The organism is Paenibacillus sp. J22R160 (genome assembly GCF_059692135.1).
Genome location: NZ_JCAUAU010000011.1, coordinates 1 through 24,527 on the forward strand (window position 1 = coordinate 1; position 24,527 = coordinate 24,527).

Genomic DNA, 24,527 nt, shown 5'->3' on the forward strand with positions numbered 1-24,527 from the left:
TTTGAATTCTTCATTATAACGTTTCCGTTGTTCACCCATGGGAACACCTCCTGATATATTCATTATCGAATTCTCTTATTGAGGTGTCCACTCTTTATTCTAGCTGCAAAATTCCATTTATTCATACCTGTAGTGTGTAATTCAACGATTTAGCGGTAGTATTTCCCGATAATCTAAAGAGGCGCTCCCAAAGCCCTCGGTCATTAATTGACTTTCGGAACAGCCTCCTATTAAGTAAGCTCGGCGACTATGGCTCGCCCAGCGACTCTGCCGGTGAATAGGCAGCCTCCAAGGAATGTCCCTTCCAGCGCTCGGTAACCGTGAAGTCCGCCGCCTCCAAACCCTGAGGCTTCTCCTGCCGCATATAACCCTGGGATTACTTGTCCCGCCGGGTTAAGCACCCTGCCGGAAAGATCGGTTTGAAGACCGCCTAACGTTTTGCGGCTTACGATATTTAAGCGAACGGCGATGAGAGGGCCATTCGCAGGATCCAGCAATTTATGCGGCTTCGCTACTCGGATTAATTTATCCCCGATATAATTACGCGCCCCGCGAATAGCCGTAATTTGAAGATCCTTCGTAAAGGCGTGATCGATTTCGCGATCCCTTGCCTGAATTTGCCGCTCAATGTCCGGCAGGCTCAGAAGCCCATGGCCTGTCAGCTTATTCATGCCGGTTACGAGCTCCGCCAATTGATTGGCGATTATGAAATCTTCTCCATTGTCCATAAATGCTTTGACGGGCGCTGTTGCCCCGGGCAGTACTCTGGACAATACTTTTCTTATACTTTTTCCCGTAATATCCGGATTCTGTTCGGAGCCTGACAATGTAAATTCGCGTTCAATCATTTTTTGCATCAAAATAAACCACGAATAGCTGTGACCGGACTTCTGGATAGCCTCCAGCGTGCCAAGCGTATCAAACCCTGGGAAGTTCGGCGCAGGAAAACGCTTACCATACGCGTCAAACCAAAGGGACGACGGTCCTGGAAGGATGCGAATCCCGTGTTTGTTCCACACCGGTGCCCAGTTTTTGATGCCTTCCGTATAGTGCCACATCCGATCCCGGTTCACAATTCGGCCGCCCGCCTCTTCCGTAATCGCCAACATCCGGCCATCGACATGTGCGGGCACGCCAGAAAGCATATGCGCAGGAGGTTCACCTAAGCGGCTTGGCCAATATTGGCGAACCATGTCGTGGTTGCCTCCTATGCCACCGCTGCTTACGATGACGGCTTGGCCGTGGTATTCGAATTCGCCGATGGCCTCTCGGGAACTTGCTTCTCCGCGTGCAGCATCACTCGGCACAAGCACGGAGCCGCTTACGCCAGTTATAGCGCCGCCGCTTTCCAGCAGGCGATCAACGCGGTGGCGCGGTTTGTAGTGCACCAATCCGGCTGCTATCTGCGCCCGGACCCGCTTCTCGAAAGGCGCTACAATGCCTGTGCCCGTTCCCCAAACAATATGGAACCGGGGCACCGAGTTCCCATGGCCGTCGGCCAGATAGCCTCCGCGTTCCGCCCATCCAACAATTGGAAAAAACCGAACGCCCATCTTATGCAGCCATTCGCGTTTCTCCCCAGCGGCGAAATCCACATAGGCTTCTGCCCATTTGTGACCCCAATAGTCCTCGTCTTCCAGCTTATCGAAGCCCGCTGCCCCCAGCCAGTCCTGCCAAGCTAATTCTTTGGAATCTTGAATGCCAAGCCTGCGCTGTTCCGGCGAATTCACCAGAAATAACCCGCCAAACGACCACCAGGCTTGCCCGCCGAACGAGGCTTCCGGTTCTTGATCTAACAGGAGCACCTTTTTACCAGCGTCCGCGATCTCGGCCGTTGCTACTAAACCAGCAAGCCCAGCCCCAACTACGATGACATCGAAATCCATACGCGAATTCTCCTTTGGTGGTGCATAGTGATCTATGTTTTTAACTTAGTTCATTTTGAATAAAAAATAAATAGCTGATTTTCTTGCGCGGTATGACAAAAAGGAGCCTTTCGGCTCCTTGGCTCACACCTATCTGATGGATTAGATCGTGCTGAAAATGTTGCTGCACTCTTTCGTTGTTGGCTGATAGAAGCAGTGCTTCTTCCAACGTCCTACCAGCGGTTGATTATACCACGTTGCTGGGCAATCTCCGCTAGGTCTGAAATACCACAGGCTGAATTCAGACGGCCACTGCCGCTCGCCATTAACGGATCTTCTAGCTAGCCGTTTTTCCCGATCTCTTGCTTTTTGATAAAAGTAGCCATGCTGGACAGCTTCAAATGCATGCGGCTGGTAGACCATTTGCGGAATCGTTCGAAGATTCTTGAAATCGGAGCAGTTCGCTCTGACCCGGTTAATCCCTACGTTTCCGACCATCATCATCCCTTGCTCGCCCTCACCTTCGGCTTCCGCGCGAAGCAATCTTGCCAAAAGGTCGATATCCTGATCTCTGGCTTTAACTACTGCCATGTTTTCACCTCAAATAATTTGCATGATCAATGAACCTACTCATTGGATACTGTAATTGTATGTACAGTAGGCTTTAATGGTTCCTTGGGCTTGGGGATGCAAAAACTACCGTTAATCAGCGCTGCCGGCCACTATCGCTCTCACAAGAAAAGACCCTTACTGAGTAAGGGTCACCAATTATTTATTTCAACTCTGCAATCAGTCGATCTACCTCGCCTGCAGGTGTATTCAACACTTCATATACGTTAACAATGATATTATTTTGAATTTGATCCGTCGTTAAGTTGCTAAAGGTTAACGTTTGTTTTCCATTAACTAAGCGGTCAGTGCCAGTGAATGGGAAGATTTTAGAACCCAGAATACTTCCCGAACCATCTGCCAGCTCAAACTTCAATTTGGCAAAGTTATTGTCAACCAATACCTTAGGATCACGAATGAGATCCATATATAGTTGTAATTTAAAGGTGTAATTAATAGCTATTGTTTGTCCGAGGGACGTAATTTGAGTTAACGTGTAGTCTTTCATATCAACCTTATAGGGATACAAGGATATTGCATGTCTATCCTCTGGCTCCTGTACAGTTACCTGATAAGAGGCAATCGTTGACTTGAACGTTGATTTAGTTTCTCCGCCCGTTTGTCCATTGATTTCATTTTGAACTTTCATTGTGAATTTATCACTTGTTTCAGCGACGGGTAGGACAAATGCATAACTGACGACTGTTGAGGTTCCAGGCGCAATAGACTTTTGAACATCACTTTGTCTGGATCCTGTGTAATCATAGCCAGTTGAGCTCGTCAACATGGTTTGGAAAGCTGGGACAGGGATGTCGCTTACCCCCTTGTTCGTCAACGTAAACTTAGCAAAACCCACTTTGCTGCCTTGATCTTTGTTGTCCGTAACATGAAGCTCAACCAAAGCTACATCAAGATCCTGATTAATGACGTCATTCCATTTCTCAAAAGTAATTGGCGTGCCGAAAGTATAGCTGCCAGTGGCACCTGCAGCACCCGGCATCTCAACATTCAGCTTCCCGATCGTGAATGCTGACGTTTTTACGTTACCTGCTGCATCTGCTTGCGCAAAGCTTTCGGATGTCAGCACATTCATGCTGTCCAGCACGGTATCCATATCGGCGTGAATCGCATAATGGACATATTTACTCTGGCCTGCATCCAGCAAAACAGGATCTGCTTCAACTTGTTTGCCTGCATACAGATTCGTTTTGGACTTGCCATCCAATTCAAGTGCTGGCAATGTTTCGGATTGATCGTTTGGATTGGTTACCAAAAGCTTCACAACATACACAACACCTTCATTGCTGTTGCTTTTGGTTATATCAACCGTTTTGTATTGCAATGGCGATGCCACAGTTGGGATGCTGAATGTTTCTCCCCACTTGATAGACGTCGGAGCTTTTTTAAACTCTCCACGATTTCCGTTCCATACCAGCCCGTCGATTGGAGCAGAGAAAAGGATTGTTTCTTGTTTCGGATACACATCATAGTTCACATCGATCAGTGATAAATCGCTTAGATCCACTTCTGTTTGACGGTTAATGACTTTCATATAAGTCAATTCAACATCCGACTCCGGCTGCACCCCGTGCGCATTATTGCTGCTTGGGCGTAAGGTATACACGGTACCATCTGTCGTTTTTACTTTAAGCTCATAGTCTGGAATACGTAGGGTCTGATTGCTGTTGTTCGTTATGCGAATAACAGCACCTAGACGCACACCGTTTGCTGTTTTCTCACTAGAGACACCTTCGATTGTAACTTGAAGGTTGTCGTTTATCTTGTAGACCGGTGCTGCGACTGCTTGAGCAACAGCTGCATCGGTTCCTTCTGCTAGCGCTGGGAGTCCCGACATCAGCAATGCCGATGACAGAACGAGCGTCATAGCTACTTGTTTGAATTGAATTTTCATTTTTTTGTTCCTCCTAAGCGTTTTACATTTCAATCATCACATGATGCTGAGCATCAGAATCTTTGGCGGCTTGCTGCTCGGCTGCCTGACTTTTCTTTCTCTTCCGCATAAAAATAACCAAGACGATCGCAATGAAAGCCGGAACCGCAGATACCATCAGCGTGTCTGCAATTGCTCTTGTCAAAGACTCTTTTTGAACAAGTCCGAATAAAACGCCGGTTACTCCACCGGATGCTGTACTTGCGTCCGTTCCGAGCTCTAAGTAACGATGAACAACATTTGTCTGAAAATCAGCAAAAGCAGGTGTATTCGTAGAAATGGATTCGTTGAATCTAGCTCCGAACTGCGTTGATTTGTTATTCATAATACTGGTCAGCAAGGCAATACCAAGCGATGCCATGACGTTACGCACAACATTGGATACGGAGGAAGCCCTGCCGATCAAATGGTTGGGCAATGTATTCATCCCGGCAGAAGATAACGGCATCATGCACAAACCAATCCCAATCCCCCGGATAACGAGCAAACCGCTGATCCAGTGTGTAGACGTTTGCTGAGAAAGCACATGCATTTCTAAGGTCGTAAAGCCAATAATAGCCAAACCTAAGATACTGAGAGGCACAACCCCGTATTTTGAAACAAGCTTCCCTGCTACTGGCATCATGAAAGCCATTGCTATCGATTGCGGCATCATGACAAGCCCTGTTTGCATAGGCGTCAACCCCGTTACATTTTGCAGAAAAATTGGCATCATGTAGATCCCGCCCTGCATGGAAATCATAACGAAGCTTGAGGCTGCCAGGCTTAACGTAAACACAGAGTTTTTAAATAATCGGAAATCCATAATTGGGTTCTCTTTGCCAAGCTCGATCCAAATTAAAAGGATAAAACTTGAAATAGAGATGAAGAACAGACTCACGATATAGAAAGAAGTCCACCCTTCCACTTGGCCATCCGTTAATGCCAGAAGCAGTGTGCTGAAAACAATCATACACAAGATACTGCCGACATAATCGAATTTCAGTCCTTCACGTTTCGGTGTCTCTTTCAAGATTATCAATCCAAGGCCTACGGCAATAATACCGATTGGAACGTTGATATAAAATAAATACCGCCAGCTAAAATGATCAATTAAATATCCGCTTAAGGTTGGCCCCATCGCAGGCGCAGCCATCGCCGCAATCCCCCAGATCCCCATCGCAACTTGGATTTTGCTGCGAGGCATGATCTGGTAAAGCATCGCCATACCGACTGGCATAATAAAGCCGCCGCCAAGTCCTTGAATAATCCGGAAAATAGTAAGACTCGTGTCGCTCCAAGCGATCCCACACAATACCGAGCCAACGATAAAAGCACTCACCGTTGTAAGAAACGTTGTTTTGTAACCGAAACGGTCTGCTAGAAAGCCACCCATTGGAACAACTACAGCTGAAGCGAGCATATAACCTGTGACAACCCATTCAATTTCCGTCGATGTAGAACCGAAAACGGCCATGAGTTTTGGTATCGCAACGTTCATCAAACTATTGTCCAAAATGGCTAAAAATGTGCCTAGAATGAGGACTAACAGCGCTAACCACTGGTAGACTGTGATTTTCTCCTCTTGTTGCTCAACTGCCGGAGTAGCTGTATCTGCCGTTGTTGTTGACATTGTAGCAGCCTCCTTTACTCGGCATGAACCTTAGCTCCATCTGTCAGCTTGTCACCTGGATTCAAGACGATTTTATCCCCCGGTTTCAGAGCCGAGTCTCCTTTGAGATAGACCCAGTCTTGGTTCTTATCTTCGGTCTGCAGCACAACAGATTGGACGGCGTCACCGCTTAGTTTGAAAGCGACGGATTTGCCATCTTTTTGAATCAATGCGACTTTAGGCACTTCAACGCGATTTTCACTGCTGCTGCCTCCGAAGTCAACGCTGGCTATAGCACCTGCATGTAAGGTTCCATCTGGGTTGTTTACCGTCAGCTTAACTGGGAATGTATTATTATTCGTGTCAGAAACCGGACTTACAAACGATACAGTTCCTTCGAACGTTTTACCTGGAACGCTAGGGACAATAACGTTTCCTTTGGCTCCTTGTTTGATCGAATTAATCATTCCTTCAGGCACACTAACTTCAACTTTCACTTTATCTATATTAACAACGGTCAATAAAGCAGCTCCAACTTGCGCCATTTCTCCTGCATTTACGTTCTTTTTAACAATGACACCATCGATCGGAGATACGACTCCTGCATTTTTCACAGCGATCTGAACGAGATTCAAAGCAGCTTGTTTGGCGGTTACATCCGCTTTTAATTGCTCAATTGTATTTGCCGTTGCACCTTCTCTAATCAAACCTAGCTTCGCCTCTGCTGCTGCCAATTGCGCATTCGCTGCCTGCTGTTGTGAAAGGGCGGAATCATTAGCTGCCTTAGCTTTTTCAAAATCAAGCGTTACTTTATCCAATTCGTCTGAAGTAACATCGCCTTGATCATAGAAATTCTTCGCATGATTGTATCCCTTGGTCACAAGATCGTAAGCTGCCTGCGCTTGCGATACTCCTGCTTTAGCTTGATTAACACCCGCTTTGGCTTGCTCAACACCTGACATTGCCGCCTGCAAATCCTGCGAACGGGCACCCGCTTCCGTATCAGCCAGTTTGGCTTGCGAAGCCGTCAGTCCTGCTTGCGCTTGATCCAACTGCTGGAGCAAATCTTCGGTATCGAGTTGCACAAGCAGATCGCCTTTTTTCACTTTTGCTCCTTCTTCTACGGAAACAGCGGCAATTTTACCACCTATTTTGGACACGACCTGGACGGTTTGATCCGATGCTAATTTACCGCTTGCTCCGACTGCATTCGCACTGTTGATTGTAATCACCTTGACGGAAGGTACGGTTGACTGTGCAGCGCTAGTCGGCGAGGACGTGCATCCGCTCGCAAGTATCATTGAACCGGCCAGAACACTTAAAGATATAATGACGTTAAAATGTTTTTTCATGGGCAATCCTTACTCCCCTTTGATATGGATTTTGATCGAAGCATTCATTCCCGGTGCTAGATCCAATCCCTTATGATCGTCTATAGAAATTTTTACACTCATACGTTGTGTGACTTTAGTGAAATTCCCGCTTGAACTTGTTGTAGGAAGCAATGAGAAAGTAGAAGCTGTTGCTTGACCAATTTCCATTATTTTCCCTTGGAACTCTGTTTTGCCATATGTATCAATATCAAAGGTTACCAGCTGCCCCACATGGATTTTTTTGATCTTCGTCTCGTCGATGTCTGCGGAGACGAATAGGGCGTTTTTATCCACAATCATGGCTACAGACTGCCCTGGTGCCACCACTTCGCCAACCTTAGCTGAAGTTTGAATGACGGTTCCACTAATTGGAGAGCGTAATGACGCTTGATCTAATAAACTATTCGATAAGTTCGTAATATCCTGCTGCCCAACGATTTGATCTGCCACAACCGTATCCCCCATTTTAATGCCAAGCGTATTAATTTTGCCGGCAATTCGAGGCATGACACGATAGATATCCCCAGAGATACGGGCGTTGTCTGTCGCAACGTAGTTAGCGCCTTGATACCAGTAATAACCGCCGATATAGGCTCCGCTAATGACAATAACAGACAGAATAATAATTAAAATTAATTTGCGTTTCATTCCGTTCCCTCCAGCTTTTTCTCTAAATGTTTAATCAGTGTACCAACCACTTCTTTGCAGGTCGCAATCTGCTCTGGTGTAAAGGCGTTCTCTAGACCTGCATAAAACTCATTGTTCATCGTCTCAACTTTAGATTTCTTCATCTGTTGACAGAAATCTGTCGTACAAATCCAGACCACCCTGCGATCTTGCTCATCTCTATTGCGCTGCACCATCCCATCACGTTCCAGTCGGTCAACAATACCAGATACTGTACTGTTACTGAGTTGTACGGATTGGGCAAGATCACCAAGCTTTCTTGGTTCCTTCTGGAACAATTCCCGTAAGATAAATAACTGAGGTCCCGTAAGCTCTTCTCGCTGAAGTTCTCGATACAGTAAAGAAGCCCGTACTTTATGCAGCCTTGTAAGTTCAGCTACAAGATCTTTAACCTCTTCCAAAATGCGCCCCCCTCTTTGCAAACCAAAATCTTTCGTATACGAAATATTGTAACATCACACATCATACCATGGTTTTATGAAACTGGATATATGTAGAATTGTGATTCTTAAATATGTAAAAAAAGAGCAAAACCCTGCGTTTTTCAGCTATAGAAGAAGGCATGTAAATGGAGGTTTGAAGTATTTCACATTATCTGCTTGAAAATAAAGTTTTCATGAATCTTCCGACCAGTCCCACATTACTAAGCGTTTGGGGCAGTTCAAAGACCAATCATCCATTACCCACTTTCTCGCCTAGAAACAACGTTGCGGGGTGACTTGGCATGACCGGAGATTTGGCGGGATTGTGGCTACATTTAGGCACGAGACAGCCTTTTGGGCTCTCTCGAACGGGATTGGGGGATTTTACGGCTGTGAGACGGCGTTTTTGGCTTTCTCGCTGGAGATTTGGCCGGATTGTGGCTGCATTTAGGCACGAGACAGCCTTTTGGGCTTGCTCGACCGGGATTGGGGGATTTTACGGCTGTGAGACGGCGTTTTTGGCCTTCTCGCTGGAGATTTGGCGGGATTGTGGCTGCATTTAGGCACGAGACAGCCTTTTGGGCTTGCTCGACCGGGATTGGGGGATTTTACGGCTGTGAGACGGCGTTTTTGGCTTTCTCGGCCGGGCTAAGGGGGAGGTGTTGCGGCTTCCACACGGTTTTAAGCTTGTTTTACAACGCTAACGAGAGCCGTTTGCGCGTGGCAGCTACGTTAGCGACGAAAAACAACGTTACAGCGTGTCATGGGCGTTGCACCTAAGCATTCCGTGTTAAAACGGAGGATACTGCCTTCTTCCAGCCGGAACAATGGGCTTGGCGCAGTTCCGGCAACATTTTCGGCTGATACTTGATGGAACCTTCTAGCTTTGTGCCTATCGCTTCAAGTGACGGCCAAAAGCCGATCCCGACGCCGCCCAAATACGCGGAGCCTAGCGCGGACAATTCCGCAATCTTCGATTTTACAACCATGTTACCTAACATGTCCGCATGGAATTGCATCAAATTCACATTATCAGATGCACCGCCGTCTGCACGCAGCTCTTGGAGTGCAACAGCAGTTTCATTTTCCATAAGTTTAACTGCGTCAATCACCTGAAAAGCAATACTTTCAATAGCTGCCCGAATGATATGCGCTTTCGTGGTCCCCCGATTCATCCCCGTAATGGAAGCTCTGGCATAAGAGTCCCAATAGGGGGCGCCAAGACCGACGAACGCAGGAACCAAATATACGCCTTCACTATCTGGCGTATGCTCAAGCATCTGCTCCATCTCCTCAAACGTACGAAACAAGCCCAAATTATCTCGAACCAAGGTCAAGCTGTCACCCGAGGTGCGGATAACGGCTTCAACCGCATATGTCACTTTGCCGCTTCTGCCCCAAGCAATGGCGCTCACAAGTCCGTTGCCAGAGGGGATCGGACTATCCCCTACATTCATCAACACCGAAGTGCCTGTGCCGTAAGTGGCTTTCGCCATGCCAGTCTCAAAACACTGATTGCCGAATAAAGCTCCCTGCGAGTCGCCGATCACCCCGGTTATGGGAACACGGCAATCGACGAATAATTCCTTTTCTTCCGTGTAGCCAAAAATCTCATCCGAAGCTTTGACTTCGGGAAGCAGATTTGACGGCACGCCAAAGAGACCGCACAACGCCTCATCCCACTGTAAAGAGTGGATATTAAAAAGGGAGGTGCGGCTAGCGTTCGTGTAATCCGTCGCATGCGTCTTGCCTCCGCTCAGCTTCCACAGCAGCCTATCAAGCGGGTGCTCATCTATGCGGCATTGGTCATACAGAAATTGGCAATTGGCTATATTGCTTCCAATGTTCGTATTCAGAATTTTGAGGAGCGTAAAGCCGGCTTTTATGAGGCTTTGCATGAACAGGGGCTCGAAATCCATCCCGATCACATCTTTGCTGTAGCGCCGACGATGTTATCGTCCCAAGAAGAACTTAAGAAACAAATAAAGGCGTATATGGAACCGGGCCGCCAACTCCCGACCGCGATCTTTTGCGAATGTGATTACATCGCCATTAGCGCCATGAAAACGTTGACGGAGCTTGGCATTCGAGTGCCTGAACAAGTATCTGTCGTTGGTTTTGACAATATATATGAGTCTCGCATCATTTCACCGGAGCTGACTACCGTTCACGTCGAGAAAAAACGCATGGCCCACTTAGCCGTTGATTTGTTAATCGAATCCATCGAGCACGGTGTCGAGGCCACCTCCAAAATCAGGGTGGATACCCGTTTTGTTGAGCGGCATTCCTCTCATCCGCCGCGCGGCAGCGTTAATTTTAAAGAATAGAGGCTCACAGTTCCCTCTCCGCAAAATGTCCGGCGCTCCTTTCAAAAGACAACAACGGCAATACCGCAAAAAAACTGCACCCTTTCGGCCATTTGCCGTTAAGGTGCAGCTTTTATTCATTCAAGCCCTCATTTAATGACCAAGACCGGGCAGTTCGCATGTTTGATCACACTGTGACTTACGCTTCCGAGGAGGATTTCCGACATTAAACCAACTCCACGGCAACCCATCACGATCAAATCATGGCCATCTGTCTCTGCTTTATGACAGATGGAAGTTGGCGGATCCCCGGTAACCGTCACACTTTTGAAATCGATCCCGTTCCCCCTCAATTTCGCCGCTGCAGGCTCAACAATTTTCCGTCCTTCTTCGGCCAACGTGTCATTGAGCGGAACACTTATCGGTGGTTCGTTTAAGATCAGCTGCGGATTCACATGAATGACAGTAATTCGAGCATTCGGAGATCCATGCTTGGCAAGCTTGATCGCATGATCCAACGCCCGATCAGATTGCTGAGAACCGTCGATGGGAACAAGAATGTGGTTATACATAGGTTTTTCCTCCTTCGAGCATTACAATAATGCCTCATCCTAAGTATACATACCCTAATCCGCGTTCTTTTAAACCATAAGCACGATAATATGCCAAGAAAGGGGTTGTTCTCGGTCCGTGCTTTTTTTTCACACGCATACCGCAGGAAACTTAAGGAAAAGATACTAGCACAACATCCTAGAGCTTGGAGAAAATACCATATGTTCGCTCGTTGGCTGAGCTCCAAAAAACATCCGACTCTTCTTAATGAAAGCACCATCGTAGAACCGATGGCATCTATGCCATTATTCGCAACGATTCAAGAAAACACGGATTATGTCAGGCAAGCTCTCGGCAACAGCACGGATATTGTGATTCGAGAGTTAACCTATAACTCGATTACAGAGGGCGTCGCCATTCTTTATACAGATGGCCTTGTGGATGGGAATGTCATTAATGCGAGCCATGATGACAGATTCCTTGGACATTGATCCTGCTCAAAATCCTTTTGACGTACTGGAATTGCATACGCTGACGATTGGTGAAATTCAGAAGGTCTCCGATATGAAAAAGTTGTTTCATCATATCCTATCGGGCGACGGTTATCTTGATGAACAGCTACACCACAGGGCTTGCAGCAAGCACGAAAGGCTGGAAAGACCGGGGTGTAACGGAAACAAATGTTGAAACCGTTGTCCGCGGACCGCGCGAATCGTTCTCCGAATCGATTCGAACGAATACGGCACTCATTTCATCAACACTCGGACAGAAGGAAATGTATCTGACGTTGAGTGCAAAATCAATGGTCTACCCCAATGCGGCCTACATCCATGTATGGGATCAACTAACCTGGGTACCTCTGGGGTTATGTTTCGGCTGCTTGCATCCCGCTCTTCTAATCGGTATTGGCTACTTACGCAGAATAAAAGTTGAAAAAGGCTAAACAAGGACGTGCTTGCATGGGCAAAGAGTCCATATCACTGCGGCAACTCATGATCATCGTCATTCTTAATTGCTTTTACTCGTGGTATCCAGTGTATTGGTGCTGGGGGCTGACACGACAGCCATGGAAGATTTCCCCAGTTATGCCTTGGCCCAAAGAATAAGCATCGGGAATTTCTTGCAGCGCATAGAAGTTGTCGTGGCCTTCTTGTGGCTTGTTTCCATTTTTTTAAAAACATCCATGTTTTTTCATACAACACTTAGAGGTTTAGCACACACATTCCAGCAAAGTGATTACAAATCGCTTTGTATTCCAATTGGGATAATCGTTACTGTCCTAGCTCTTATCGTTTATCCGAATGGAGCCTTTGAGCAAAAATGGGATAACCAAACATACATTCCTCTTGCCCTAATTCTAGGTGTTGTTTGGAACTACAGGATCTTAGTGGCAGTGGTGCGTGAAATGGATGTGTGCTGAGGAGTTAGCGTTGTTAAACAACCTTAACTCAGGCTTGGTGAGGGGATTACGCCGTGATTTCCCGCTGTAACGTTGTTTTTCAGCGCTAAAGTGTGCTCACCCTCGAAAAGTCTGTGTTAACGCTGTAAAACAAGCTTAACTACTGCGTGGAAGTCCCGCATCAAGCCAAACAACTCTCCGCCAACGGAGGGAGTCTCGCCTGTAGTAATGGCTGGCTAGCCCGCCTACATTGCACTTTCTGCAACCATTTGGCTACTATTGCGAGGCTTGAGTAAGCTACATTGCACTTTCTGCAACCATTTGCCCTCAAAAGCCAAATTTGAGCACAAATCCGGTGATTTCATTGCACTTTGTACAATGAAGGCTAGGGAATGCCGCGCAAAATCTAATTATGTTGTACAAAGTACAACATAGAGGAAATTGAAGCACTAAAAACTGAGGAGTTAGCGTTGTAAAACAACGTTAACTCAGGCTCGGTGAAGGAATTAGCTACTTTAAGACTGTTTTTCAGCGATTAGTGGCAGTGGTGCGTGAAATGGGGCGAGGGGATTAGCTACTTTAAGAGTGTTTTTCAGCGTTAAAGTGGCAGTAGTGCGTGAAATGGTTGTGTGCTGAGGAGTTAGGTGAACATGAGAAAAATAGGGGAACGTAGTTCCCCTGCCCTTGGAAAATGTGCCTTTTCAGGAAAATAGCGGACTGTAGTTCCCTGAAAGCCCCTAAACATTTAAATTCTCACTTCAACTCTGCAACAAGGTTCGGCGGAACTTCCCCTTGAACACCCTTCACCAAGTTATTCGCGGCAAGCATCGCCATATCAAAACGGGTTTGATGGGTGGCCGATCCGATATGCGGCAAGGTGACGACATTAGGCATTTTCAATAGCTTGTTGTCCGGGTCTACCGGTTCTTGCTCAAAAACATCAAGACCCGCTCCGCGGATATGTCCTTTTTCCAAAGCTTCAATGAGCGCTTCCTCATCAACGGTTTGCCCGCGGGACGTATTAATAAAGATGGCGGATTTCTTCATGAGCGCCAGCTCTTCGCGGCCAATTAAACGGGTCGTCTCAGGCGTTAGCGGCGTCATTAACACCACAAAATCAGACTCTTGCAGCAGCTCCTGAAGCGACACATAAACCACGCCTAGCTTCTGCTCGGCTTCATCTTTGCGGCTGCGGTTATAGTACATGACCTCCATATTAAAACCAAACTTCGCCCGTCTAGCTATAGCCTCCCCGATGCGCCCCATGCCAATGATCCCGAGCTTGGCATGATGAACATCGATGCCGAATATGTGATCATCGCTTCCTTTTTGCCACTTGCCGGCTTTCACGTAAGCGTCAAGCTCCGGTATTCGCCTTGCTGCGCCCAAAATAAGGCCGAACACGGTATCTGCCACCGTTTCATCCAGTACGCCCGGTGTATGCGTTCCCATAACACCTCTGGCTTTCATAGCCGCGGTATCTAAATTGTTGTAGCCTACCGACACATTGCTTACAATTTTGAGCTTCGGTGCATGATTGAGCAACTCTTGATCAATACTTCCGCCAGATATTAAGAGTCCATCCACATCGGACAGCTCTTCTAATAGCTGTTGACGAGGGATTTCTTCTTCCCTGTCCCATTTACGATAATCGCAGTACTGTGCTATGTACGCTTCTACTTCACTTGGAACTCGCTTTGCGAGAAAAACTTTCGGTCTCATCCTCAAAACTCCTCTCCCTCTTATGAAAGAATCGTACCACAAATTGCTAGATTCAGATAAGTTCTTTTTGCTTTAATAAGTAGCGATACAAAATGAAACTGCAAATTGCGCAGATCGCAGCGCACAGCCCAATGAAGCCATATCCGGTCTGGAGGCCTCGAATCAGGCCAATTTCGGTGCCAGGTCCCACCCATTGTTTGACCCATTCAATAACGCCGCCAATGAGATAATTGCCAATGACACTGCCGACGCCCATTAGCGTAACCGTAAACGTAATTGCCGTATCGCTGCCGTTTGGGTATCTTTTGGCAATAAAGGCCATCACGGTCGGGTAAATCATCGCAATACCGATTCCCGCTGCGGCGAATAGGAAAGCGAACGGTTCACCTCCTAGAATCGCGCCAAATGTGCATAGAGCAGAAAATCCAGAGAAAATAATCAGGGACAAATTGAATCCTATTTTATCCGTAATAGGGCCCAAAATCAGCCTCGCTAGCGCAAAACAGAGGAAAAAAGCCGACAGCATGCCGGACGCTTTAACCGCTTCCCATTCGTACGCTTTCTCTAAGAAGTTGACTAGCCAGCCTCCTACCGCCAACTCCGATACAACGCCAAATGAAAGAATAAGGACCATAAACCACAAAACCGGATCACGCATTAATGCTTTCAACGGAACCCGGTCCTCATGTGAGATCTCGTCAGAGGGAAACGAGCTGCGTAATGCAAATAGGATAGGAAAAATCGACAATGAAAGCATCACCACATACATACCGCGCCAATCGAGCGTATGCCCGAACACATTTACCGTCATAAGTCCTGTGGCAATCAACGGGGCAACCGTGGAACTGAGTCCGTAGAAGCCGTGCGTGAGATTCATCATCGTCCCCGTATTTCTCACAAAGATTCTTGCTCCCAGAATTGCGAGTGCAATCTCAAGCATCCCGTTGCCGATATACATGAGAAAGTAGGAGGAGGAAAAAATCGGAAAACTATTGGACAAATAGATAAAAATGCCAGAAAGGATCATCAGGCCAAAAGCTGCAATACTGACGATTTTAATCCCCCATAGGCGCGTTAAATAAGCCGTGAAGGAGCAGGCGATGAGATAACCCAGCGCATTGAGAGACAGTAATGTGCCAAGCTGCGATTCATTCAGCATATAATCGAATTGAATGCGCGGGATGGCGGGTCCCTTCATATTCTCTGAAAAGCCAAACACAATGAAGCCTAGAAAAATCGTAGCCAGTTGCATGGCGTAGACCTTCTTGGTCTTATCCAAACGTTGTTCCACGTTGTCATTCCTCCATGCAGCTTACTTCATTTGTAGTCTCCAATGTAATAAGCAAAGATGGGTTCAATCGGTTTAAAGTATAGATAGCCGTCTTCTTCCCAAGGCTGGAAGTGCAGATCCATTCGTGAATCCGCCCAGTTCTCGGGAGTTCCTTTCGTATTCAATCGTCCCGGCACAACGGGAACTTCTATTACCTTAGGAAATTCTTGATAGCCAAACAGAAGATTCTCGTGCATCGCGATGATTTCATACTTGTCGCCTGTGAACGACCGCTCTTCCTGAAGCTGATAATGATAATAGATATAACTGCTGATCATCTCAGGTTTCAAATGCGCCACTCTACCGACACGCCTCTCTACCTGCTCCTTGCGCAGCCAGTGTTCATAATTAGCCGGCTCATTAAAATGGAACACATCCATCATTCGAATCCACTTGCGCGGTTCCGAATGCCCAGGCCAGTCCTTCAGGTAAGGGACTGCGGCACCTGCGATATCATCGGGACTTAACTCGCCGTCCATACACTCATAATAGAGGAATAGACTATTCTTCCACACATAAGCAGCAGCCGTCATCAATTCACCCTGCACGATCCGCTGGATGGCTTGTTCACTTTGTTCCAATGCCTTTACACCCGCAGACACTTGCCCTTCTTGCCATTCCGCTCGATAGATCATTCTTGTAATCATCTATTCTACGCCTCAACTTTCCTTGAGATCATGATCAACAAAACTGATTATACCATTGTTATCCAAGACACGGCGCGACAATAAAAAAGACCCGCAGCCATGTGCTGAGGGTCTAAGGATTATTTCAAACTCTAAACATTCGAACCAAATCGTTAAGCTCATTTCCCATTTTTTGCAGCTCCTCCGTGGCTTGAAAGATGTCTTCCATAGATGACGTCTGTTCAAGAGAGGAGGCAGCTACCAAATTTGAGCTTGCCACAGCTTCTTTAGCAATCGAAGCCAACTCATTGACGGCAGAGGTAATCTGTGCAGCACGCGCGAAAGCATCATTCGTAATTTCGCGAATTTGTCCGCTGAGTGTAGTGACTTCATTAACGGCCTCGGAGATCTGTTTAAAAGCAATGCTAGCTTCTGACATGAGTTCCATCCCTGTACTCACTTCTTTGCTGCTTTGCTGCATAGTCTGAAAAGCTTGAAGGGTCTCATTTTGAATGGATTTCACAACGCTTGAGATATGACCTGCTGCTTTCTTGGAATCGTCAGCCAGCTTCTTCACTTCACTGGCAACCACCGAGAATCCCCGCCCATGCTCACCTGCGCGAGCAGCTTCAATGGATGCATTGAGTGCAAGTAAATGCGTCGTTTCTGAAATCCCTGTAATGATTCGAACAAAATTGCCAATTTCCTGCGTATGCTCACTCAAGTTCCTGACATTCTCGGCTGAGTCATCGCATACCGATTGAATCGACTTGATTTGCGTCATATTTTTATGAATAACCTCATTGCCGGCGACCGCTTCATTCATCGCATTCTGAGCAGAAGCATCGACGGTTTCGAAAAAATCAGCAATCCGGTGAAGACCACTGTTCATCTCTTCCAGCGTATACATGGTCACAGAGACACGGTCAACTTGTCGCTCCGCTCCCAGAGTGACCTGATTCATAGAGTCGCCAATCTCTTTGTTTGTCTTCACCGTTTGTTCAGCTGTAAGGTTCAGTGTTTCCACGCCTGTTGTTAATTGCTGTGAGGTAGCGGATACCCGTCGTATCAAGCTTCGTAAATTACGCGCCATGCGGCTCATAGCTTTGACAGCATCCCCTAACTCATCCCGATGACGAATCTGAGCAGAGAGTTCTTCTTCCACGATATGGCCAGATGCCATGTGCTCCATTCTTTCCGCTATTTGGACGGCAGGCCGTGATATGACTCTTGATGTCCATAACCCTATCCCCAGGATGCAAGCAAAAGAAGCCACGGTAACTCCTAATGCGAGATTCACGATCGAGGAAAAGCTCTCTGCCGAAAGGTGCTGAGCCTGAACATTTTGCGCCAAATTGTACCAAACTTGCCCAGTCACACCAAGTAAGCAAGCAGCCAACGTAAAGCTGATCATCAGCTTGGTTTGAATTGTATATCTCATTTTATGCCTCCCTCTGCTTACTGTAGTTAATAAAAGATTTGCATGATCATATCAATCGCTTTGATCCCGGCGAAGGGTACGAGAATGCCCCCGACACCGAATAACCAGATATTACGAAACAGCAGCTTCTCCGCACTCATTGGTGAATATTTGACACCTTTCACTGCAAGTGGAATTAAAATCGGGATAATGATGGCATTAAAAATTAGCGATGAGATCACGGCCGTTTCCGGTGAATGTAAATGCATGATATTCAGTGCCTCAATCTGCGGAATTTCAGCAGACAAAATGGCTGGAAGTATCGCAAAATATTTCGCAAAATCGTTTGCAATGCTAAATGTAGTAAGCGCTCCACGCGTGATTAACAGCTGCTTACCGATAAAGATCACTTGAATCAGCTTCGTCGGATCCGAGTCCAAATCCACCATATTCGCCGCTTCCTTCGCTGCTATGGTTCCACTGTTCATAGCCAGCCCAACATCCGCTTGAGCTAGTGCTGGCGCGTCATTCGTTCCATCTCCCGTCATCGCGACTAGTTTGCCTTGTGCCTGTTCTTCCTTAACGACACGAATTTTATCTTCTGGTTTACATTCTGCTATGTAGGTATCGACACCGGCTTCACGTGCAATGGTTTGGGCTGTAAGCTGATTATCCCCCGTGCACATGATCGTTTTAATGCCCATTTTACGCAAATCCTCAAACTTCTCTCGTAATCCCGGCTTAATCATGTCCTTTAAATAAATGATGCCTAACAATTGATTGCCCCTGCAAACAGCCAGCGGTGTCCCGCCTTCCTTGGCAATCTCCTCGCTGAGGAGCAACGCTTCTGAAGACCTGACGCCTCCTTGCTGCTCAATGTGCGAGACGATTTCCTCAACTGCTCCCTTGTAGTAAGTTTCATCGCCAAGAATTAAACCGCTCATTCGACTTTCGGCTGTAAAAGGAATCACTTTTCCCGCCCCGTAGTCATCCTCGTGCCATGAGATTTTCATACTCGCAGCCAATTCCAATATCGATTGACCTTCTGGTGTTTCATCGTAAATAGAGGTTGCTACAGCGGCCTGAATCAGTTCTTTTTCCGATATCCCCTGTGCAGGATCAAAACGATGTGCCTTCCGATTGCCATAGGTAATCGTGCCCGTTTTATCCAATATGATCGTACTCACATCTCCAGCGGCTTCAACCGCTTTGCCAGACATCGCAAGGACGTTAAATCGCGTTACACGATCTATGCCCGCAATACCGATAGCTGACAGAAGAGCGCCAATTGTCGTAGGGATCAGACAGATGAGCAAAGCAACGAGCGTTGAGGTTTCAATGACGACTCCCAAATAACCAGCCATCGGAATCATTGTGATCGTAACAATAAAAAAAATAATGGTAAGCACAACCAGAAGGGTGTTCAGCGCAACTTCATTCGGAGATTTCTGCCTTTTCGCCCCCTCGACCAAGAGAATCATTCGGTCCAAAAATGTTTCCCCCGGATCCGCCGTAATTCTCACCTTGATCCAGTCGCTGATGACCTTCGTTCCGCCGGTAACCGAACTGAAGTCACTCTTCGCCCTTTTTACAACAGGGGCGGACTCGCCCGTAATTGCCGACTCATCAACGGCCGCCGTTCCCTCTATGATTTCGCCATCTCCAGGTACGAGATCTCCATGTTCAATGAGAATCATGTCTCCCCTTCGTAATTCCGCAGAACTGACTGTTTCCATCTCGCCATTTTTTCGAATGCGCTTCGCTTTCGTATCCGTTTGCGTTTTCTTCAAATGATCCGCGTGTGCCTTTCCTCGCCCCTCTGCCAATGCTTCCGCAAAATTAGCGAACAAAATGGTAAATAGCAAAATGAAAAAGATAAAAAGATTATGCATCTGCCTCCCTTCAGCACCAAACGTACTCGGGAAAAGTATCATTAACAAGATCAAGAACGCCCCTGCTTCTACGACAAACATAACAGGACTTTTTAACATGATAATTGGATTTAGTTTCAGCACAGCCTCGAGCAGCGCTTTAAGGATAATGGGACTCTTTCTTTGACTTAACATGACTTCAAAACCCTCCAATGAACGAAAACTTTACGAATTCTCAGCTGTTAGAACTGTTCGATGTGCAGCAGCACATAAGCGAGGTACAGCAGCACCGCTACCGTCAATACACAAATAATAACCACGTTGAAGTCTCACTCCTTTTGTAAAATCCATCCGACTACGCCGCGTCCTCCCCATACATTTATGAAACGCCTTGAAGACTAGCCAGACGCCCCGTCATGTCTTCTTTAAGAAGCGGCTTACTAAAGAAATAGCCTTGCATTTCATGACACCCTTTATTTTTCAGAAACTCAAACTGTACTTCCGTCTCTACACCTTCAGCAATAACTTCAAGGTTCAAGCTTTGAGCCATAGCTATAATCGATGCTGCAATCGTGGTTTCACCCTGCGTAGAGGTGATGTCATTAACAAATGATCTATCGATCTTGAGTCGATCAATCGGAAAATTTCGAAGATAACTAAGCGAAGAATAGCCTGTTCCGAAATCATCGATAGACACCTGAATGCCCAGCTTTTTCAGTTCCTCCAGTGTCCCTATGACTTGCTTCGCATTTTGCATGGCGACACTCTCTGTAATCTCTAGCTCCAGATAAGCTGGATCAAGACCTGTTTCTTTCAAGATATCAGCGACAATCTGAACGATATTTGCTTGCTTGAATTGATACGCAGAGAGATTAACGGCTACCCGCATAGGATGGAATCCCGCGTCTTGCCAAGCCTTATTTTGCTGACAAGCTGTCCGCAGGACCCATTCGCCAAGGGGAATAATGATCCCCGTTTCCTCTGCGAGCGGAATGAATTCCGTCGGCGATACCAGGCCTCTCTTCGGATGAAGCCACCTAACAAGCGCCTCGACACCTGTAATCTGGCCTGTTTCAAACTGCAGTTGAGGTTGGTACATGAGCAGCAGTTCATTGCGCTCCAAAGCTTTACGGAGCTCCTGCTCAATCGTGTGCCTCTCAGAAGCTTGAGCGCTCATCGTTGGCGTGAAGAACTCGTATTGATTGCGATGACTTTCCTTGGCCCGATACATGGCCGAATCCGCATTCATCATCAACGTTTTGGCGTCAAGCCCATCACTCGGATACAGGCTAATGCCAATACTCGTTGTAACCGAACATTCAAGGCCTTCAATAAGAATCGGACGATTAATCGCCTCAATAATTTCTTTTACGATGATAAGAATAAAGCTCTCCTGCTTGAGGACTGGCAATAAAATCGTAAACTCATCCCCGCCCATACGAGCTATCGTGCCATGATGACCAACCGTGCTCAATAAACGTTTCGCTATTGTTTGCAGCAGCGTGTCGCCAAAGGCATGACCCAAAGAATCATTGATATATTTGAAACGATTTAAATCCAGAAATAACACGGCAAGCTTATGTCTACCGCGTTCCGCCTGCTCCAAGCTTTTGGTCAGGTGATCCGTAAACAATCGACGATTCGGGAGATCGGTTAGCGCATCATGATAGGCCATATGGTTGATCGTTTCCTCAGCTTGCTTATGTTCTGTAATATCTTTGCCAATGGCAAAGACACCGACCACTTGGCTGTCGACGATGATCGGAACAAATCGAATGTGCAGATCAACGGGGTAACCGCGTTTATGCGTGATTGCAATTTCAAAACTAGAGGATAGCCCTTTTTTAGCAAGCATAAAGGGTCTTACGTAGGTTGATCTTGGGAGCACGCTCAGGAGATGCGTACAGGAAGTGCCTACTAATTGATTCGCCGAATAGCCGGTTATTTTCTCCGTTGCCGGATTAATCGCTGTAACCAGACCATCCAACTCAAATGAACAGACAAGATCGGGATTATGATCAACTAAAGATTTATATCGAAATCTACTTTCCTCTAACATTCTCTCTGAATCTTTGCGGTCTGTGATGTCTCGAATAATACCTCGGAAACCAGTTGGCGCCGAGTGTTGTGCATCTAGAATAAGAACAATGGAAGCCTCCACGCACTTCCGTGTACCATCTGCTCGAATGACCTCCCATTCCACACAATTGACAGCCGTTCCCGTATGAGCTACCCATTGGTAAGCCTGTTTCAGTTTTTTTGCATCCTCCGCACTCATGAATTCCGCGATTTGACAGCCTAGCAATTCTTTCTCCGCCTTGCCCAGCAGCATGACGAGAGAATGATTAAAGACTAAGAAGTTGCCAGTCAGCGTGATTTCATAATAGCCATCTTGAATACTTTCCAGGGTTGAGCGTATTTTCTGTTCCTCTCGTATCAGCTGTGAAGTCTCCATCTGGTTAACCTTCGCTATATTGCGCTGAATCATGGTATGCAGCAGGTAAGCCGTCACAATGATCATCAAGCTGAAAAACAGATATGAAGCCCCAATCTTATGGGCAACTTGCAGCGTACAAGCGAGCAGTACATACATAGATACGATGCGAAAAGAAGTCTTTTTCCCTTCTTCTTTTTTTCTGATGTCTAGTAGCTTATCCATACTTATGTACCCCAGTCTTATAGTTGTTCAAAGAAAAAATGCAGAAGAAGATCAATCACCTTGATCCCAATGAAAGGTAAAATGATGCCTCCAGCCCCAAAGATGGCTAAATTCCGACTAAGCAGTTGATTCGCGCTCATGGGCTTGTAGGAAACACCTTTCAAGGCAACCGGTATCAAGACCGGAATGATAATGGCGTTAAAGATGAGTGCGGAAAGTACAGCGCTCGTTGGTGATTGCAAATGCATAATATTAAGAACCTGCAGTTCCGGTAGGTCGCCCGCAAACATGGCAGGTATAATCGCAAAATATTTGGAAAAATCGTTGGCAATGCTGAACGTCGTCACGGCACCTCGCGTAATGAGCAGCTGTTTACCAATCGAAATGACATCCAGGATTTTCGTTGGATCCGAATCCAAATCGACCATATTGGCTGCTTCTTTGGCTACTGACGTCCCGCTGCTCATCGCAATACCAACATCAGCTTGAGCTAAAGCCGGGGCGTCGTTAACCCCATCGCCCGTCATGGCGACAAGCTTCCCTTCGCTTTGCTCCTCACGGACAATTCGTAATTTATCCTCCGGCTTACTCTCGGCATAGTACGTATCAACGCCAACCTCTTTCGCAATCGTAGCTGCGGTCAGTGGATTATCCCCGGTACACATGATCGTTCGTATTCCCATTTGATGCAGAAATTGCAATCGTTCGCGAATGCCAGGCTTGATTGTATCTTTCAAGTAAATAAGCCCAAGAATGTAATTATCCTTGCTTACCGCAAGGGGAGTCCCGCCTTCCCCGGCAATAAAACCATTGATCTCCTCCAGCTCCTCAGGAATATGACCGCCTCTTACCGTGATATAGCTGCAAATGGCGCTAACCGCCCCTTTTCGAAAAAAGCTGCCATTCAAATTTAATCCGCTCATCCGCTCCTCAGCCGTGAAAGCAATCACTTCACCCTGATAGGCTCTGAGATCGCCTGTTATATGATGTCGCTTGGCGAGGTCTACGATAGACCGCCCTTCCTGCGTGTCATCAAACAATGAAGTGAGCACGGCTGCTTCCATAAGCTGCTCCTGGGTGGCGCCGGCAACGGGATAAAAGGCGGAAGCCATCCGGTTACCGAAAGTGATTGTTCCCGTCTTGTCCAGAATGACGGTGTTAATATCACCAGCCGCCTCAACGGCTTTCCCCGATTTCGCCAAAATGTTGATGCGGGTGACACGGTCAATTCCCGAGATGCCAATGGCGGACAACAAGCCTCCGATTGTCGTTGGGATTAAGCATACGAGAAGCACAATTAACGTGGACACCTCCAGATGAACGCCCACAAATGCAGCTAATGGATACAAGGTAACCACGACAATTAAGAAGATAAACGTTAATACCGTAAGCAAGGTCGTCAATGCGATTTCGTTCGGTGACTTCTGCCGCCTGGCCCCTTCTATCATCTGAACCATCCGATCCAGGAAGGAATGGCCAGGGTCTACGGTAATCTCAACTTTAATCCAATCACTAGCCACGATGGTCCCGCCAACTACAGCACTATGTTCACTATTCGCCTCTTTAATGACGACCGCTGACTCCCCATTCACCGAAGATTCGTCGATAGCAGCGATACCTTCTACAATCCTGCCGTCTCCGGGGATGTAATCTCCCATTTCGACCAGAACAAGATCGCCTTTGCGCAATTCCGTTCCGGCAACCGCCTGGATACTGCCATCTTTGGCTATCAGCTTGGCCTTTAATTCCTTTCTCGTTTTGACCAAACTATCCGCATGTGCCTTGCCTCTCCCCTCAGCCAGCGCCTCAGCAAAATTCGCAAATAAAATCGTAAACAAGAGCATAAAAAATACTGTGATGTTATAGGACGTTTGATTCTCGGAGTGAAAATAGTGTGGAAATAGAATGAGTAAGCCAATGACGAAGGTAGCTGTTTCCAGTACGAACAGCACTGGATTCTTGATCATTACTTTTGGATTCAACTTCAAAAAAGGCTCTACAAGGGCTCTAACGACCATTTTCGAATGAAATAAATGCTTCAACCTTTGATTCATGCGGACCCACCCTAGTAAGAGACTCCTCAAATTTTTGAACAACAAAAAGAAGCCTAAGAGCAGAGAATCTCTACTCTCGAGCTTCTTAGC

General features: G+C 46.8%; 18 protein-coding genes and 2 pseudogenes. 4 read left to right on the top strand and 16 right to left on the bottom strand.

Annotation, left to right across the window (positions count from 1 at the left end; all coding sequences use genetic code 11):
* Positions 1-230: 230 nt before the first annotated feature.
* From AC58UW_RS20710 to AC58UW_RS20745, 8 genes and pseudogenes are all read right to left on the bottom strand, one after another.
* Positions 231-1,886, bottom strand: a complete 1,656-nt coding sequence (locus AC58UW_RS20710) for an FAD-binding dehydrogenase (protein WP_497422504.1) — start codon at positions 1,884-1,886, stop codon at positions 231-233.
* 141 nt (positions 1,887-2,027) lie between these two features.
* Positions 2,028-2,456 (bottom strand): cell wall hydrolase, encoded by a 429-nt coding sequence (locus AC58UW_RS20715; protein WP_497422505.1) that lies wholly within the window; start codon positions 2,454-2,456, stop codon positions 2,028-2,030.
* A gap of 181 nt (positions 2,457-2,637) precedes the next feature.
* Positions 2,638-4,386, bottom strand: a complete 1,749-nt coding sequence (locus AC58UW_RS20720; protein ID WP_497422506.1) for a hypothetical protein — start codon at positions 4,384-4,386, stop codon at positions 2,638-2,640.
* Between the two features lie 22 nt (positions 4,387-4,408).
* On the bottom strand, positions 4,409-6,037 hold the full coding sequence (locus AC58UW_RS20725) for a DHA2 family efflux MFS transporter permease subunit (RefSeq protein ID WP_497422507.1): 1,629 nt from the start codon (positions 6,035-6,037) through the stop codon (positions 4,409-4,411).
* A gap of 14 nt (positions 6,038-6,051) precedes the next feature.
* Complete coding sequence (locus AC58UW_RS20730; protein ID WP_497422508.1) at positions 6,052-7,368, bottom strand: efflux RND transporter periplasmic adaptor subunit; 1,317 nt, start codon at positions 7,366-7,368, stop codon at positions 6,052-6,054.
* Positions 7,369-7,377: 9 nt separating this feature from the next.
* Positions 7,378-8,037, bottom strand: coding sequence for an HlyD family secretion protein (locus tag AC58UW_RS20735; protein WP_497422509.1), 660 nt, complete (start codon positions 8,035-8,037; stop codon positions 7,378-7,380).
* Positions 8,034-8,477, bottom strand: a complete 444-nt coding sequence (locus tag AC58UW_RS20740; protein ID WP_497422510.1) for a MarR family winged helix-turn-helix transcriptional regulator — start codon at positions 8,475-8,477, stop codon at positions 8,034-8,036. The genes AC58UW_RS20735 and AC58UW_RS20740 overlap by 4 nt, the downstream gene beginning before the upstream one ends.
* Before the next feature lie 797 nt (positions 8,478-9,274).
* Positions 9,275-10,270 (bottom strand): annotated as a pseudogene (locus AC58UW_RS20745) (FGGY family carbohydrate kinase); the annotation flags it as partial.
* Between AC58UW_RS20745 and AC58UW_RS20750 the strand changes: the two are divergent.
* A pseudogene (locus tag AC58UW_RS20750) lies at positions 10,270-10,825 on the top strand (substrate-binding domain-containing protein); the annotation flags it as partial. The pseudogenes AC58UW_RS20745 and AC58UW_RS20750 sit on opposite strands and share 1 nt — an antisense overlap.
* A gap of 128 nt (positions 10,826-10,953) precedes the next feature.
* Here AC58UW_RS20750 and AC58UW_RS20755 read toward each other — a convergent pair.
* Positions 10,954-11,376 carry a universal stress protein gene (locus AC58UW_RS20755; RefSeq protein WP_497422511.1) on the bottom strand — a complete coding sequence of 141 codons (423 nt, stop codon included), beginning with the start codon at positions 11,374-11,376 and terminating at the stop codon, positions 10,954-10,956.
* Positions 11,377-11,577: 201 nt separating this feature from the next.
* Between AC58UW_RS20755 and AC58UW_RS20760 the strand changes: the two genes are divergently transcribed.
* The 3 genes from AC58UW_RS20760 (at position 11,578) to AC58UW_RS20770 (ending at position 12,776) form a co-directional block, all read left to right on the top strand.
* A complete protein-coding gene (locus AC58UW_RS20760) occupies positions 11,578-11,847 on the top strand; it encodes a hypothetical protein (RefSeq protein WP_497422512.1) in 270 nt (89 codons plus the stop codon).
* Positions 11,848-11,963: 116 nt separating this feature from the next.
* Positions 11,964-12,299 carry a spore germination protein gene (locus tag AC58UW_RS20765; protein ID WP_497422513.1) on the top strand — a complete coding sequence of 112 codons (336 nt, stop codon included), beginning with the start codon at positions 11,964-11,966 and terminating at the stop codon, positions 12,297-12,299.
* Positions 12,300-12,380: 81 nt separating this feature from the next.
* Positions 12,381-12,776 (top strand): GerAB/ArcD/ProY family transporter, encoded by a 396-nt coding sequence (locus tag AC58UW_RS20770; RefSeq protein ID WP_497422632.1) that lies wholly within the window; start codon positions 12,381-12,383, stop codon positions 12,774-12,776.
* A 732-nt stretch (positions 12,777-13,508) separates the two neighbouring features.
* Here the strand turns inward: AC58UW_RS20770 and AC58UW_RS20775 are convergent.
* From AC58UW_RS20775 to kdpB (AC58UW_RS20805), 7 genes are all read right to left on the bottom strand, one after another.
* The gene (locus tag AC58UW_RS20775; RefSeq protein ID WP_497422514.1) at positions 13,509-14,477 is read right to left on the bottom strand and encodes a 2-hydroxyacid dehydrogenase; all 969 of its coding nucleotides are present in this window, start codon (positions 14,475-14,477) and stop codon (positions 13,509-13,511) included.
* Positions 14,478-14,529: 52 nt separating this feature from the next.
* On the bottom strand, positions 14,530-15,729 hold the full coding sequence (locus AC58UW_RS20780) for an MFS transporter (protein WP_497422633.1): 1,200 nt from the start codon (positions 15,727-15,729) through the stop codon (positions 14,530-14,532).
* A gap of 65 nt (positions 15,730-15,794) precedes the next feature.
* A complete protein-coding gene (locus tag AC58UW_RS20785; RefSeq protein WP_497422515.1) occupies positions 15,795-16,454 on the bottom strand; it encodes a hypothetical protein in 660 nt (219 codons plus the stop codon).
* A 124-nt stretch (positions 16,455-16,578) separates the two neighbouring features.
* Positions 16,579-17,874: a methyl-accepting chemotaxis protein gene (locus AC58UW_RS20790; protein ID WP_497422516.1), complete on the bottom strand. Its 1,296-nt coding sequence runs from the start codon at positions 17,872-17,874 to the stop codon at positions 16,579-16,581.
* A 26-nt stretch (positions 17,875-17,900) separates the two neighbouring features.
* Positions 17,901-19,919: a potassium-transporting ATPase subunit KdpB gene (kdpB, locus tag AC58UW_RS20795; RefSeq protein WP_497422517.1), complete on the bottom strand. Its 2,019-nt coding sequence runs from the start codon at positions 19,917-19,919 to the stop codon at positions 17,901-17,903.
* Positions 19,920-20,103: 184 nt separating this feature from the next.
* A complete protein-coding gene (locus AC58UW_RS20800; RefSeq protein WP_497422518.1) occupies positions 20,104-22,383 on the bottom strand; it encodes a sensor domain-containing protein in 2,280 nt (759 codons plus the stop codon).
* A 17-nt stretch (positions 22,384-22,400) separates the two neighbouring features.
* Positions 22,401-24,437 carry a potassium-transporting ATPase subunit KdpB gene (gene kdpB, locus AC58UW_RS20805; RefSeq protein ID WP_497422519.1) on the bottom strand — a complete coding sequence of 679 codons (2,037 nt, stop codon included), beginning with the start codon at positions 24,435-24,437 and terminating at the stop codon, positions 22,401-22,403.
* Positions 24,438-24,527: the final 90 nt, after the last annotated feature.